At 44.2% G+C, this 14,503-nt stretch carries 9 protein-coding genes; 5 read left to right on the top strand and 4 right to left on the bottom strand.

All coding sequences use genetic code 11. The features are described from left to right. Nucleotides 1-5 precede the first annotated feature (5 nt). Complete coding sequence (locus tag AR334_RS19835; RefSeq protein ID WP_066316189.1) at nt 6-1,166, top strand: ABC transporter permease; 1,161 nt, start codon at nt 6-8, stop codon at nt 1,164-1,166. Nucleotides 1,167-1,209: 43 nt separating this feature from the next. On the opposite strand, the gene AR334_RS19830 is transcribed toward AR334_RS19835, so the two are convergent. Then, nucleotides 1,210-2,376 (bottom strand): serine hydrolase, encoded by a 1,167-nt coding sequence (locus AR334_RS19830; RefSeq protein WP_066316186.1) that lies wholly within the window; start codon nt 2,374-2,376, stop codon nt 1,210-1,212. Between the two features lie 315 nt (nt 2,377-2,691). Between AR334_RS19830 and AR334_RS19825 the strand changes: the two genes are divergently transcribed. The 3 genes from AR334_RS19825 (at nt 2,692) to AR334_RS19815 (ending at nt 9,830) form a co-directional block, all read left to right on the top strand. Next, a complete protein-coding gene (locus AR334_RS19825) occupies nt 2,692-5,361 on the top strand; it encodes a PBP1A family penicillin-binding protein (RefSeq protein ID WP_066316183.1) in 2,670 nt (889 codons plus the stop codon). Nucleotides 5,362-5,804: 443 nt separating this feature from the next. Further along, on the top strand, nt 5,805-8,189 hold the full coding sequence (locus AR334_RS19820) for a glycoside hydrolase family 3 protein (protein ID WP_066316180.1): 2,385 nt from the start codon (nt 5,805-5,807) through the stop codon (nt 8,187-8,189). A gap of 126 nt (nt 8,190-8,315) precedes the next feature. Continuing rightward, a complete protein-coding gene (locus tag AR334_RS19815) occupies nt 8,316-9,830 on the top strand; it encodes a nitrous oxide reductase family maturation protein NosD (protein ID WP_156431336.1) in 1,515 nt (504 codons plus the stop codon). 112 nt (nt 9,831-9,942) lie between these two features. On the opposite strand, the gene AR334_RS19810 is transcribed toward AR334_RS19815, so the two are convergent. Further along, nucleotides 9,943-11,400, bottom strand: a complete 1,458-nt coding sequence (locus tag AR334_RS19810; RefSeq protein WP_066316170.1) for a S8 family serine peptidase — start codon at nt 11,398-11,400, stop codon at nt 9,943-9,945. 298 nt (nt 11,401-11,698) lie between these two features. Next, nucleotides 11,699-12,523 carry a hypothetical protein gene (locus tag AR334_RS19805; RefSeq protein WP_066316165.1) on the bottom strand — a complete coding sequence of 275 codons (825 nt, stop codon included), beginning with the start codon at nt 12,521-12,523 and terminating at the stop codon, nt 11,699-11,701. A 95-nt stretch (nt 12,524-12,618) separates the two neighbouring features. Here AR334_RS19805 and AR334_RS19800 point away from each other — a divergent pair, with 95 nt between their 5' ends. Next, nucleotides 12,619-13,257, top strand: coding sequence for a serine hydrolase (locus AR334_RS19800; RefSeq protein ID WP_066316163.1), 639 nt, complete (start codon nt 12,619-12,621; stop codon nt 13,255-13,257). A gap of 149 nt (nt 13,258-13,406) precedes the next feature. Here AR334_RS19800 and AR334_RS19795 read toward each other — a convergent pair whose 3' ends face one another. Continuing rightward, on the bottom strand, nt 13,407-14,288 hold the full coding sequence (locus tag AR334_RS19795) for a MerR family transcriptional regulator (protein ID WP_066316160.1): 882 nt from the start codon (nt 14,286-14,288) through the stop codon (nt 13,407-13,409). Nucleotides 14,289-14,503 lie beyond the last annotated feature (215 nt).

Genomic DNA, 14,503 nt, shown 5'->3' with positions numbered 1-14,503 from the left:
ATAGAATGGGACGTATATGGTCAATTAGTACATTTGAAATCGCACGTGTATATCAGAAACCTTCATCCTATATACTCATGTTCGTTATGCCACTCATCTTCACTTTTTTATTTGCTGGAGTAGGTGGAAATAATGGTGCTACTTCGTTCAACATTGCCTTGGTCGATCAAGATAAAACGGCAATCTCTCAGGAACTCGTGAAGAAGATGGGGCAGGAAGAATGGTTACACCTCAAGTTAATGGAACTAAGTGAGGCAGAGAAACAATTAAGTAATAAAAGCATCTCCGGAATGATCACGATTCCATCAGGTTTTGCTGAGCAGCTTTTCAATGGTGAGAAACCAGAAGTATTTTTCCGGCATGGACCAGATTTAAGTATAGCGGGTTCCATTCGTCAAATCATTGATAATGCCATGGCACAGGAATCAATTAAAGTAAAAGCTGCTCACTTGGTGAATCCCAATAGTACGGGGTCAGAGTTGACGGCTAGCTATCAAAGCATGTCTGCTGCATTAGGGACAAATTTAATAACGGTCGACGCTAAGAACATTTCAAAAGGAAGTTCACTCGATCGTTCTAACAATCAATCCGAGAGATTAGTAGGATTTGTCATCTTGTTTCTCATGATCACATTAACGATTGTAACAGGTAAAATCTTGGAAGCCAGAAAAATCGGTGTATGGTACCGTTTACTCTCTACCCCTTCATCACGCTTTCACATCATGGGTGGCTATATGCTCTCCTTCCTCATCATCGGATGGTTGCAGATTGCCATATTAATGACAGCTTCGCACTTTATATTCGGAACGGTATGGGGAAATTTGTTGGCTCAGTTCTGCTTAGTATCTGCGCTCTTGTTATGTGCCATTGGACTGGGATTGATGGTAGCGGGATTCGTGAAAACAGCAGAGCAGCAAATGCTAATGGGAATCATCATTATCTCCCCAACATGTATGCTTGGCGGTGTCTATTGGCCAATAGAGCTAGTGCCTGATTTCATGCAAAAGATCGCTCTGTTTGTACCTCAGTACTGGGCGATGGAAGGGTTTAAAACGGTTATGACTCATGGAGGAACTTTACTTGACGTACTTGGTTCCATTGGAATATTGCTCGGATTTGCCGCGATATTTATGGCCGTTGGCATTTCTAGAGTACGTTATGAGTAAAATTCCTAACAGGGAGGGGAAAATCACCCTCCCTTCCTTTATTTTATAAATCAGCTTCGTTTACAATTCTCTTGATCATAAAATAAATATTTATCGTTTGTAATTTTAATCCCATTTGCTGGTTCATAAATATGACCAAGCCGTTCTTTTTTTCCGGATTATAGAGTGCTATTGAAAACTCACCAGGATCTGAACCTGTGTGGCCAACGATATCTCCGTTATTTAACTTTTTCATGAAAATGTCATCTAAAGATGAATAACTCCAACCTAAGGTTTGTTTTCCATCATTTGATTGAGGACTTAACATTTCCTTAATTGTCTCTGGTTTTAATATTGTGTTGCTTTTATCCGACATACTTACTAAGAATTTGCTGAAATCTACTGCGTTTGTTTTTAATGAACCATCAGGATAGGTTGGGAAAGAATATCTAGGCAGCTCTTTTTGGTTATCATAAGGGGATGCGAAGTTTTCTGTTGTCATATTCTTGTGCAACCATTCTGTCTCTGACATTCCCAGTGGTTTAAAAATATTGTTTTTTGTGTATTGATCAAATGGTTGTTCGCTAATTTGTTCTATAATATAGCCCAAAAGGCCGTATCCCACATTACTATAAACGAAAGTTGTTCCCGGTTTATTTTCTGTGAAATTTTCTTCTACTGAATACCACTTTCCACTTACCTCTAAATATTCTTTAGAAAATTCACCAATCGAAATTTCGGAGTCGCCGCCCCCACTATCTATCGTATAAAGGCTATCGAGTACATCCCAATTGTCATTGATTCCAGAAGTATGGTCGAGTAGCATTTTTATTGTAATAGGTTCATTTGGAAAATTTGGATTGAAAACTGAAAATGGAAGATACTTGTTTATATCATCATCGAGATTTAATTTCTCCTTTTCATACAATTGCATGATGGCGGTAGCTGTGACTACTTTTGAAAGTGAGGCAATTTGAAACACCGTATCTTGATTGACTTTTTTCCCTTCGGCAATATTCGCATAGCCATAACTGATATATCTATCAACTTTATTATCTTTTATGATCGCAATTGAAACGCCAGGTACATTTGTTTTATTCATTTTGTTATGTACAAATTTTTCTAAGTCCTCTGGATTTGAAAAATCAACTTTTAGGGCTATTATGATACTTGCAATGATCAGAATCGAAAGGATCAGAACTCCTAATATTTTAGTAGATTTCTTAATCATAAAAACACTCCTCTATAAATAAATGCACATAGGTAAATATACCATTTTTTGAAATATTTTTCATAAAATTTACATTTTTCTAATAGGGTAACATGGAAGAGTATAAATTTGTTACCGTGTGATGAAGAGGTCGATTTAATTTTTAAGAATATCGCAATAGTTGAAAAGAGTCGTGCTGTTGGGTAATAATAGTTCGTATAATGGATGAGCAAAGTGGTTTTCTCAATGGAATGATTTTTGCAAATTAATAAATCATGGGATAATAGAAAAAACAGAAGTTTTATAGAAGCCATGAAAAAGGTAGGTATACGAAACATGTCAGAAGATTATCGTTCTCGCATAGAGCGGAAAAAAATCCAAGGACAGCAGCAAAGAACTTCAAAACAGCCTAAGAGCAAGAAACGCGGAAAAATAAGTTGGAAAAAAGTTGTTTATATTTGTCTTGCCCTCGGACTTGTTATGCTCCTGGTGGGCGTTGGTGCTTTTCTATGGATTATCAAAGATGCACCGACATTTGACGAAACGTTATTGAAAGATCCATTATCGTCTGAGGTATATGCTGCTGATGGGAACACGTTAATTGCCGAGATTGGTACCGAAAAGCGGGATGATATTTCCATCAATCAAATACCGGATGTCCTCAAAAATGCGGTGTTGGCAACAGAAGACGCCCGTTTTTATAAGCATCACGGAATTGATGTCAAGCGGACACTTGTGGCCGTTTTCACGAATCTCACTTCCGGTACTTCGCAAGGCGGTAGCACAATCACACAGCAAATTGTGAAAAATTCATTTTTAACAACTGAAAAAACGATTAGTCGAAAGGTGCAGGAATGGTATTTGGCCGTTCAATTAGAAAGAAAATTTTCTAAAGATCAAATCCTTGAAATGTATTTTAATAAAAATCTGTATGGCAGTGACGTTTATGGGGTGGCAAAAGCGGCAGAAAGGTTCTTCGGTTTGGGTCCCGATGAGTTAAATCAATTAACGCTCGAACAAGCGGCCTTGCTGGCGGGGATACCGCAAAGCCCAAATCGCTATATTCCAACTGTTGAAAGTAATCTTGCCAATGCAGAACAACGAAGAAATATGGTTCTTAACTATATGAATAGACACGACTATATTTCTGAAGCGGATATGAAGAAGGCACAAAGCACACCGATTGCAGATACGTTAAATATTCAACAAAGACAAACCAATAAGTACCAGGCTTTTGTCGATACGGTGATTCAGGAAGTTCAAGCCAAAACAGGTTCAAATATTTTTGAAGATGGATTAAAAATTTATACAACCATTGATCCGGAAATCCAGCAAATAACCGAGGATGTCCTATCTAAAAATGAGATTATCCAATATCCAGATAATGAAAGATTGCAGTCAGCCGTTGTCATTTTGGATACTCAAACGGGTGCGATCAAAGCCATCGGGGGCGGGAGAAATTATCAAGCCGGAGGCTATAACCACGCCACAAGGATTAATCGTCATCCTGGATCGACGATTAAACCGATTCTTGATTACGGCCCGGCCATTGAAAAATTCCAATGGTCGACGGGACACATTCTAAAGGACGAACCGTATCAATACTCAAATGGGACACCGATTCGCAATGCCAGCCGTTCCTATGCTGGAGATCGGACCATACGAGATCATTTAGCTTGGTCGCGGAATATTCCCGCTTTAAAAACGTATCAAGAAGTAGGAGCAGATTATGCGACTGATTTTGCCAATAGTCTTGGGTTCCCGATTTCAGATAAGCAAAAGGGCAATGAATCGAATGCCATCGGTGCCATTGATGCCGCTTCCCCGCTAAATATGGCGGGTGCGTTTGCCGCATTTGGGAATGGCGGTTACTATAATGAGCCATATACGGTTTCAAAGGTAATTTTTGCGGATGGAACAGAACAGAAATTAGCTTCAAGCAAAAAGAAAGTGATGGAGGATTATACAGCCTTCCTCATTACTGATATGCTGCGGACGGTCGTTGATTCCGGCACAGGGAAGATGGCCAATATCCCGGGTCTTGATTTAGCGGGCAAAACAGGAACTACCAGCTTTGACAAGTCGGCAATCGCCAAATATGGCTTGCCGGGCAATGCGACCAGGGATGCCTGGTTTGTCGGATATACGCCGCAATACACCGGTGCGGTTTGGACCGGCTACACCCAAACAAAGTCAAAAGATGACTATTTAGGAAGTCAGAGTGCTAGTTTTTCAAAATTAGTGTTTAAAGCCATCCTGTCGCGGGCAAATGCAAGCAAGGAGACATTTAAACAACCAAAAAGTGTTCTAAAATCCGGCAACGAATACTACGTCAAAGGCGGGGAAAAACCGAAGCCGCCGAAGGCTGATAAACCGACAGATGTGAAGGCAGTCTACGATGAAGCTTCAGACAGCATTGTTTTAACCTGGAATTACAGTTCTGAAACTGACGCCGCAACCACCTTTGAGGTTTCTTATACCGTGGATGGAAACACAACGAATCTGCCACCAACGAGTGACAGGCAAGCGGTGCTGCCAAGCCCGGAAAAAGGGAAGCCATATGTATTTAATGTGGTAGCTGTGACAGAAGGTGGCAAGAGTGATGCCGCTTCTGCTTCCTTAACGGTTGAAGGAAAGGTTGAAGGAAATACTGAAGTGCTAAAAAGTCCAAGTGATTTGAAGGCAAAATATGATAAAAAATCGAATCAAATCACCATCAGTTGGAAAAACAAAAATGACAATGCACAAAATGTAGCCTATACCGTTACGTATACGGTAAATGGCAACACCCAAACATTGACAACACCAGGTACGAATGCAACGATAAACAATCCACAGCCAGGGCAACAGTATGTCATTACGGTAGTGGCTTCCAATAATACGGGAACTAGTGAACCAGCTTCCACTTCTGTTACAGTAGATAACAAAGAGAAGAATGACAACAATGACAATGGGAATGTCGGAGAGGCAGAATCAGGGAATGGAGACACGAAAAAAAATCAATAACCTTAGGTAATCAGTAAAGGAGACCGTCTTGCTTTTAGCGGTCTCCTTTTTGTGTTTGTTTAGAATCGGGTTTAAACCCCCACTCAGATAAATAGTCGGAAAAAATTCGCTTATTTAGTAAATAAGATAAAAAATAGCTTAAATAAGCGGAGGGATTCCGCCTATTGACTCGAAAAACGTAAAAATAGAGAATTTTGTTGTGCTTAATCGGAAAATCTCCCCTTATTTACCCCGAAACGAGGTCTATTCTGCATCTAACCGGAAAATCTCCGCTTATACTAGCCTAATCGTATATCTCTATGATAATAGACTTACTAGATAGTAAAGGAGATTAAAAAAAGAATGATTTCAATAGGAATAAACTACTATATGTAAGAGAGATATTAAGATGAACTGAATTATTTCAATTCGAATAGACAACTAGATGTAAGGGAGATTGTAAGATGAAAAGAATGATTTCCATTTTATTGACAGCAATGATCTTCATTTCTACATTAGCAATTCCTGCTAATGCGCAAGGGGCCAAGCCCTGGATGAACACCAATCTCTCTGCTATGGAGCGCACCGAGCTGCTTCTCAAAGCGATGACGCTGGACCAGAAGATCCAGCAAATCGCCATCTCGCGCTTCAATGAGAACAACAAAGGTGAGACGGTCGTCATCAAGAGGGGCGGCACTAACAAGTACCAGAGCGGCGTATTCCCGCCTCAGGGTACCCTGCCCGGCTGTGAGTTTCAGGACACCGGCCGGCAGATTCGTGGAATCGAGGAACTGGGTATCCCGACAGTACGCATGACCAACGGTGGTACGGGTGTGAAGGGCGGATCGTGTCATAATGACCCGGTGGCGACGGGCCTGCCGTCGACAGTGGCTATGGCCGCGACCTTCAACCGCGCGTTGAACTATGAGGCCGGCCGAATCCTCGGTCAGGAGACTCGTGCCTTCGCGCATCATGTGATGCTCGGACCGGGCATGAATCTCGTGCGCCACCCGTACGGGGGCCGGAACTATGAGTACTTCAGTGAGGACCCGTACCTGACAGGTGCCCTGGCAACCGAGCAGGTCAAGGGCATCCAAAAACAGGGGGTCCAAGCCCAACTCAAGCATTTAGCTGGCAACGAGCAGGAAACCGAGCGGTGGACGATGGGTGTCCAGGTTCCCTCAAAAGCGATGAATGAGCTGTACATGCTGCCATTTGAGATGACCACCAAGGATGCTAACCCGGCCTCTGTGATGTGCTCGTTCCCGGATGTCAACGGAACCTTTGCCTGTGACAGCCCTGAACTGCTGCAAGATGCACTAAGGAGAAACTGGGGCTTCAACGGTTACGTGATGAGTGACCGTCGTGCGATTCACGACTTGGTCTCTGCCATTAAGGCGGGCACGAATGTCGAGCTCGACTGGGCACCGCAGTACTACACTCAAGAGAGGATCAAGCAGGCCATCGACTCTGGTAAGGTGACCGAGAATGACATTGACAATCTGCTTCGTCCGCGGTATATCAAGATGATTGAGTACGGCCACATGGATAAGCCTTTCGACAAGTTCCTGCCTGAGATTGTCGATCCGATGGCCAACGGCGCCAGCGCTCGGAAGATGGCCGAGGAAGGGGCCGTGCTTTTGAAGAACGCTAACGGATTCCTGCCGCTGAATAGCAAGCCGAAGTCAATCGCGCTGATTGGCGTCGAGTGGTTCGCCGGTGAGGCAAAGATGTCCCCGCGCTCCATTGGGATAAACAACGAGAACGTCGTGACCCCTTACACGGTCACCCCAAAACAGGGTCTAGAGAACGTCATCAAGGAGCTGGGCTACAACACCAAAGTGACGTACAACAATGGCCACGACCCGAAGGCTGCTGCCAAGCTAGCCTCCGAGTCTGACGTCGTGCTGCTCATGATCGGCGACACCCCGGGTGAGACCATAGACCGTGAAACGCTCGGCTTCCCGGCCATTCCACTCGACAGGAACGCGCCCCGAGAGGACTGGGTGAAGCAGGAGCCGATGATTGACGCGGTTCTGAAAGCCAACGCAAAGAATACAGTCGTTGTCCTGAAAACGTCTGGGACGGTGCTCATGCCGTGGCTGAATAAGGTTCCTGCGGTCCTTGAAGCATGGTATCCGGGTATGGAGGATGGCAATGCCGTGGCCAATCTGCTCTACGGTAAGGTCAATCCGTCAGGCAAGTTGCCTATGACGTTCGGTGCCACTGAGCGTGAGGCCGCCTTCGCGACCGAGAAGCAGTACCCTGGAACCCGTCAAAAAACTGGCAAGCCAGGAGGACCAGGCCCGTACGGTAACGGTTCCGACCAGTTAATTGCCCAGTACACAGAGGGACTTCAGATGGGCTACCGCTGGTACGAGGCCAACAAAGTGAAGCCTGTCTTCCCATTCGGGTATGGCCTGTCCTACACGACCTTTAAGTATGGCGGCCTCAAGGTGAAGAGGGCCCGTGATAAAGGAACGTTGTTGGGTATTGACGTGTCCTTCACCATTACAAACACAGGTAAAGTTGCCGGTAAAGAAGCGGCACAGGTCTATCTGACCCTGCCGAACGAGGCGGGACAGCCATCCAAGCGACTTGTGAACTTTGAAAAGATTGATCTTAAGCCTGGTGAGAGCAAGCGAGTAAATCTGCGGATTAATCGTGCTGACTCCAATCACCCGTTCTCCTATTTCATTCCGAAAGACCCGAACAACCTGGCGAACTGGGCAGACGGCGAATGGGCTACCGCTAAAGGAAAATACCGCGTGCATGTCGGTGGTTCCTCGGCAGACACTCCTTTAGAAAAGGACGTTCCGTTGAACTTCAAAGGTAAATCAGGTCGATAGGCCCTTGGCAATGGGATGACGGGGCGACCCAGCAGGGGGGCGTCAAGCATCTAAAAAGTGGTGAGCCCGCGAGCTCGGCAAATCAGGCCGAGGGCCAGCGGGCTCATTGCTTTTCTCGACGCCTTAATGGACGACAAATGGGACGAAAAGAAATTAAGGAAGGACGTGGGAATTCTAATGAAGGGATCCGTTCGGAGCAGCCGGAGAAGTCAGGCGCATTCGTGGTGGGTGGCCATTGTTCTGGTGGTCCTCATGACCGCATGTGCCGTCGAGGAACCCGAAGGGCCGGTCGGGAGCGATGACTGGCAGGTCCCCGGCTTGGTAGACCGGTCCGGCGAGCCGATCAAGGTGCCGACACCTGATCCGGCCACGGGCAGGACCCTGGACGTCACCGACTTCGGGGCAGATCCGGATCCAGGCTCACACGACGACGCGGCAGCCATCAGGAAGGCCTTGGACGCGGCTAAACCGGGTGACGAGGTCTTGCTTCCGGCCGGCACATATGACCTGCGCTCCACTGACCCAGCCGACAAGTCGGCGAACATCGTGTTGCGCAGTGGCGTGGACCTACGCGGCGAGGGCCAAGAGCGCACCGTGCTGCTGACCTCCCTCGACGGCAAGGATGGCAGCCGGGTGATTCGCGGTTCCGGCATCCACGACGTCATCGTCGCTGACTTCACCATCACCTCCCGTCATGATGGTCGACTCGGCGACGACCCTAACGACGGGGACGCGGGTGGCGGCCCTATGTATGGAATCTATATAGGAGCCCACAAAGGGAAGGCAAGCTCTCGGGTCCTTGTGGAGAACCTGGGTATCCGCAGGTTCGAGCGCCACGGCATCTCCGTCAAGGCCAGCCGGGAAGTGACCCTCTCTGGAAACCATATTAGTGAGGCAACTGCCGTCGGTCCCGGTGGACAGGGATACGGTATTGCGATAGAGGGCTCAGCGGACCAGCACGACCCGGATGCCGGCAACGATTCCCGGCACAACGTCGTCATCGGCAATACCTTCGATGGCAGGCATCTGCGACACGCCATTCTGCTTCAGTTTCCCACGCACAACAATCTCGTGGCGGAGAACACGATCGTCGGCAGCCACCTCGACGTCATTGACCTGCACGGCGAGGGTGAATACCTAAACGAAGTCAGGGACAACACGGTCATCGGCGGGAAGCAGGCGGGCATCGCGCTGGGCAATTCCGGAGGGTACAAGAACAAGCACGACGCCTCAGGGCATGGAAACTGGGTGCACTCCAACGACCTGATCGGAAATCGTCAGGGAATCCTCGTCATTCTGGGAACTCCTGACACCCTCATCGAGGACAACAGGATCACCGCCGGAGAGGATTCGAAGGCCGGCATCGAGGTCCGCAATGCGCCGGGCACGGAGTTGAGCGGTAACTACATCACTGGAGGGACGGACGGATTCTGGTCTATCCGGCTCAGTAAGGACCGCGGTGCTGATGGACGGGGCAAAGGAATCCCATCAGGCATAAGGATCGAGTCCAACGTCATTCGACAAGCGGCCAATGGCATAAGGATTGATGCCGGGAAGAATCTCAGCATGGTCGAAAACGTTGTCGAAGATATTGACGGAGTCGAGCTGAGGGTGGCCGACGGGATCGAGGTGAGCCGGTAGGATTAAGTAGTGTTAAAACAGAATTGCAATACAGTAGTGAAATGAGTATTCAAAGTCTAACTCATTAATAAAGCCGCAAAGTTTACACCCAGCGGCCTTATTATTATTATTATTATTTATCCTTTGATAAGAAGTTATAAATGTTGGCTTCGCCTGACCCGTATAGTGGATCGTTCCCGACTTTGCCAAAATCAATGGCACTTTGTCTGATGGCGGCTGACACTTGGGCAGGATTATACTCAGGGTGAGCGGCTTTAATGACTCCAGCTACACCAGCAACTTTCGGTGCTGCCATAGAAGTTCCATGTAAATAGGAATAGCCATGCCATTTTCCGTCACTGAATTGTGTCGTTGCATTCCCACCTCCAACTGGATAAGTAGGGTAAGTAGACAATGTTCGATAAGTGAAATCACGTTTAGCTAAATAGTCTCCGGCTGGGTCTTGACGATATAAACTATCATATAATGGACCATTATCCCCACCAGGGCCGGCCACATCGATAGGATTTCCATAATTAGAGTAGAAGGCAATGTTCTGATCGGACCATTCATTTGAGGAAGATACAGTGATCACTCCAGGAATTTGGGCTGGTACGACACGAGATGGACCTTTAATGTCTATGCCATAATTTGCCTTCCAGTATGCTTGCATATCATGTAAATCACCTAGGTTTTTTGAGTCATTACCAGAAGACACGACAACAGTAACTCCCTTTTGGATGGCATACTGAACGGCACGGTGATAGGCTACCATTGAAGCGGAATCGCCTTTCTCGTCTAAGTTATTAGCCATCCAACGCCAGCCCCCGATGGACATATTAATGACTTCAACCCCATCGTTTGCTGCTGCTACAATGGCATCGGTGATCCATGATTGTTGCGCTCCGCCTGTTGCTCCAAAAACTCGGTAGGCTCTAACCGTTAACTCTGGACCTACACCTTTAACCTTCCCATTCGCTGCAATCGATCCAGCGACGTGGGTGCCGTGGCCATTTTGGTCCCAAGCATCTTTTGTACCCGGTACGAAGGTTTTCGAACCCGCTAAATCGGCATTTTCCTTCAAATCCGGATGGCCGAAGTCAATTCCTGTATCAATAACGGCTACAACCGTATCGTGATTTCCTTTATTTAACTTATAAGAATCACCTTCATGTGTTAAACGCTGCATGTCCCATTGTTTATCCCAATAGCTTGCTGCGTTTGGATCCAAAGTCACTTTCTCCCCATTTGGGGTACCAGGAGTAAACTTCACGGCGTCATCCGGATCCGTTTCTAAGTAGGCTTCAAGTTCTCTTCCAGCTGATTGAATGTTTGTATCTTTTTTCACTTTTGAAAGGAAGGTTGGATCTGCTGATGCGGCCTCAATAATCCCGATTTCAGGGATAACTCTTTCAACAGCCCCTCCTGCCTTAGAGATAGTTTCTGAGAAATTACTAGGTAATTTCCCTTTGTACGCTAATACATAATGCTCCTTTTCAGGTGCAGCATTTGTTTTATTTGTTGGGAGCCCGACCAGTAAAGAAAATGATAGAGCCGAACAAATAGATAGAACTGCTAGTTTCTTCTTCATTTCATTTCCCCCTTTTTGATATGTAAATAGAAACAATACCATTATAAGCTATTAAATCTATTTTTTGGATTATTTATCTGAAAATTTTAAATAATGAGACAAAATACCCAACTTTCATTTTTGCCATTCAATTTTATGGTCTTAAGTGGGCCTTTTTTCTTATTGCTAAAAGACTAAGCATTTGTTAAATAATAAAACCGTTCACAACACATTTCACAGGAAAAAGGCTTAGAGATTTCTCTAAGCCTTTGGCGCCCGATTGATATTTTTATAGAAAGGTAAAACCTTACTCTTGGATTTATTTCTTTGTTTTAAATTTGTTTGAGGCAATACCAATATAACCGATTCCACCTAAGATGGATATAATACCTCCATAAATTCCCCAGCTGCCTTCTTGACCTGGAACTGTGATCGCAGCGATTCCTAAGAATAAATATGAAATACCGATTAGAACGGTGAGTTCTTTCCACCCAGGTTTTCGAGTTGCTGCTAATAAATTTGAAAAAATCAGAATGGAGAAAAGTTGTATACTTTCGGCCCATCTATTATATTTAGCAAATTCACTATCAACATTAAGTTGGGATTGAAGCTGATCCCACATACTTGGAGCCATTACAATAAAAGCGATTAAGGTTAGGAGGAGTAATGGGCGTGAATAATTCGCGTTTTTTAATATATTATTCCATAAGCCTTTTCCCGGGTACGTTATTGCCAATATTATGAGTGGTATTAAGAATATAAGTTCAATTAATGGTGCCGCATCGGGATTTTCAACCCCTATTAAAAAGGATAATCCTAGGAAAATGATATGGCCTAAGATATAGAACTGTAGCAAAAGTGGCTTATTCCATGGTTTCCATAGCAGAGCAATCAAGCTGCCGCTAAACATGATGCCTACTAAAGCTCCATGTTCGGCACCAAACCAACGAAATTTATCCACATTATAAACAGGGTTCTCCGCATCACAACCTGGGCACCCAATTGTAACCCAAGGCAGTAATCCTTCCTGTAAAGACTCCAGTAAAATTAAGCCGCCAATTGCGAATATAGAAGCGAAAATAGTGAATAATACGGTCTTTAAACGCTTTTTAGGGGGTGAAATGGTATGGTTAACTTCCTCCAATAAAAATCCCTCCTTTTAAATTAATGATCCTAAGAACAATTTATGTGAATGGGGTTGTTTTATATAACGAGGATATACATACAAAATCTAAATAATTGAATAGTTTTTGTGGCTTTCCGACAAGTGCAATTGAACCATTATATAATTGGGTACTTACGGGATATCATCTATTAGGACTCATTATGGAAAAAATCACCAGGTTGCCTTTCCGTGAAGTTCTGAGGAAAAACATTTTTGAACCTCTAGGGATGAAACACTCCCATTTCTCCCGTACTGAGTCATTAGAAAAGAGTCCATACGAAGTAGCCAAGTTTTATATTCGCCAAACGGACATGACGAATAACGAGAGCCTGAGCATTTTATATGCTGGAGGCGGTGTTGTATCTACTACTGAGGACTTGTTAAAGTTCATGAAAGCATTAGTTAATGGTGAGATCCTAAAGAAAGAAACGCTTGAAAAAATGAAGAATGACTGGGGTAAATTATTTTTAGGAATTGATTACGGGTATGGACTGATGAACATAAAAACGGTTCCTGTGTTAATGCCAGCAAAGTATAATTCTTGGGGGAATGCCGGCTCTACCGGTTCGTTTCTGTTTTACCATCCTGCGACGGATGCCTATATCATTGGAACCTTAAACCAATTTGGATATGGTCAAAAAGGGATTCGGTTAATGTTTCAATTGGCGGATAAGCTTCTAAAAGGTATAAAAAAAGCTGATGCGTTATTGTAAATTAGTAAATGACAGGGCTAATAAATAGTCCTGTTTTTTTATTCGACTCTCCGCCAATCATCCCCAAAGCCTTATCAGTTAAAAAACACCTAAATGATTTCCTAAACACCAACAAATTTAATCAATTGATTCTTATTAATCAATTTAGATTAGTTTAATGCGAATTTTGATTCATACAATGATTCCCAATCTGAATCAGTAAAATAAGAAACGGATTGCGTAACTCTTTGCTGACTTCTAAGAACACCTTTACCACCGATGACAAACTTTAATTGGGTATTTGTCTCTATACATGCTTGAATCCATTTTTCAACCCTCACCATATGAGCGGGGTTGGTAATCGAGATGGCAATGATAGAAAGCTGCTTGTTTTCCATTACATCTAATAAACCATCGAAAGGTGTATTCGGGCCTAAATAAATCACTTCATGTCCTTTTTTTCGCAGAAACAGGCTAAATAGCATCAGTCCAATGTGATGATCTTCTCCCTCCGGACAAAAGGCTAAGATTTTGGGTAGCGACTTGTTTACAGGAAGAATTCTTAAAAACTGACCAAACCGGTTCATGACGAATTGAGAAGCAAAGTGTTCTTGGGCAACAGTAATTTTGCCATTTTCCCAGTCATCACCGATTCGATAAAGTATTTCTGCCAAAAGGTGATGAAAGACATATTCGTATTCGAACATAGAAAAAGCCACTTCAGTGATGTTGTTAGCCTCTTGAGCATCCATTTCAATGAGGGCATGATACAATTTGGCTTTTAGATCCTCATAAGGTTTGCTAATGGGTATGGACTCAATAGGCTTGTATGTTGACTGCTGTAAAAGTTGGACAGCCTCACTAATTTTCATCTGATTCTTTGTTGTTTGTTCTTTTAACCATTTTAAGGTTTCTATGTCTTTTTTACTGTATAAGCGGTGTCCGCCTTCCGTTCGCATTGGATTGACTACATGATATCTATTTTCCCATGCTCTTATTGTTACAGAGGGGATGTCGAGTAATTCAGACACTTTTTTGATACTGTACACCATTCATCACCTACCTATAGTTATACATATTTTATACAAAACCTATACGTGATTCAAGGGGGAGAAGTGTGAGGAAGACGTGAGTCCAAGATCAGTTGGTATAGTGCCTTTTTGGAAAAGTTCTAATCAAAATGTTCATAATCTTAAAAAACTATTGCACCACTTGTATAGTATTTGTATAATATTAACAGTAAGCTATACAAAAACTATAAGGAGGG

Origin of the sequence: Bacillus sp. FJAT-29814, assembly GCF_001510715.1 — a bacterium.
Classification (GTDB): Bacteria; Bacillota; Bacilli; order Bacillales; family Cytobacillaceae; genus Neobacillus.
Note: the sequence above shows the minus strand (reverse complement) of the source record. Positions and strands in the feature narration are given on the sequence as shown.

Bases quoted from the DNA above. Each gene is read 5' to 3' on its own strand.
- AR334_RS19835 (WP_066316189.1), top strand. From the start codon at position 6: ATGGGACGTATATGGTCAATTAGTACATTTGAAATCGCACGTGTATAT.
- AR334_RS19830 (WP_066316186.1), bottom strand. From the start codon at position 2,376: ATGATTAAGAAATCTACTAAAATATTAGGAGTTCTGATCCTTTCGATT.
- AR334_RS19825 (WP_066316183.1), top strand. From the start codon at position 2,692: ATGTCAGAAGATTATCGTTCTCGCATAGAGCGGAAAAAAATCCAAGGA.
- AR334_RS19820 (WP_066316180.1), top strand. From the start codon at position 5,805: ATGAAAAGAATGATTTCCATTTTATTGACAGCAATGATCTTCATTTCT.
- AR334_RS19815 (WP_156431336.1), top strand. From the start codon at position 8,316: ATGGACGACAAATGGGACGAAAAGAAATTAAGGAAGGACGTGGGAATT.
- AR334_RS19810 (WP_066316170.1), bottom strand. From the start codon at position 11,400: ATGAAGAAGAAACTAGCAGTTCTATCTATTTGTTCGGCTCTATCATTT.
- AR334_RS19795 (WP_066316160.1), bottom strand. From the start codon at position 14,288: ATGGTGTACAGTATCAAAAAAGTGTCTGAATTACTCGACATCCCCTCT.